Genomic DNA, 870 nt, shown 5'->3' on the forward strand with positions numbered 1-870 from the left:
TTGTCCATATGATTTTTGCGTAGGAGGGCGTGTTCAATACGCCGGATATGGTTTTAGCGACTTTTTGTTCATCGGAGAGATGGTAAAAATCCCATGCGCCGACAGCCAGATCTTTGACGCCGGTTATTGTGTCTTTCCCGACATCATAAAGACCGACGCCTATTCCTTTGACGATATCCCAAGCCGTTTCTCCGACTTCTTCGAGCTGCTTTGCTTGTTCAAGCTGCATCACATATTGCACCTGAGCGGGTTCAAGGTTTTCATAGCCGATCTTCTTCGCGATTTCCAAATACTCATCCGGATCAGTGACACCAGCGGCCAGCTTTTTCTTCAGATCCTTGATTTCCCGCTCTTTCGCTTCTTCCTTTTTAATCGTCAAATAAGCATCCGAATGTCTTGCAATCTCGCCTTTCTTCTTATGGATGTCGCTTTCACGGTACGCCTTGGCATTGTAATGAAGCGGCGTGGCGCTTTTTCCTTTGCCCGTGGCGTTTTGGAGCTGCTGGAAGTCGGCTTGGATGAACTGTTCGTTTGCTTCGGTTTCTGCGTATTCTTTCATTAGATCGTGATCAAGCTTGCCGAGTTTATGTATGGTTTCGCTTCTTTTTTTGTCAGCTGAAGAAAGCTTCTGATCTATGCTTTCCGTTGAAAACAGATCAAGCGAGATGATGTCTTCGATCTCTCCGAGGATGGAGCGCATGTCCTTTTTCTGCTCTTCCATAATCGCCTTTGATTTACTGAGGGCGTGGGTGAGCTCGTGCTCCAGAAATGATTCCTCCACATGCGAATTGGAAAGTCCGGCGTCTTCGACCTTGCCGGGAAGGCTTGTGAGAAATGCGATTTTCATATCGATCAGATCAAGCCAGCTGT

At 47.1% G+C, this 870-nt stretch carries 1 protein-coding gene; it reads right to left on the reverse strand.

The annotated features are described in order from the left end of the window. On the reverse strand, nt 1–870 hold an 870-nt coding region (locus RUW00_RS22710), incomplete at both ends, for a T7SS effector LXG polymorphic toxin (RefSeq protein ID WP_315956824.1).

The organism is Bacillus sp. IS1 (assembly GCF_032461585.1).
Lineage (GTDB): Bacteria > Bacillota > Bacilli > Bacillales > Bacillaceae > Bacillus > Bacillus velezensis.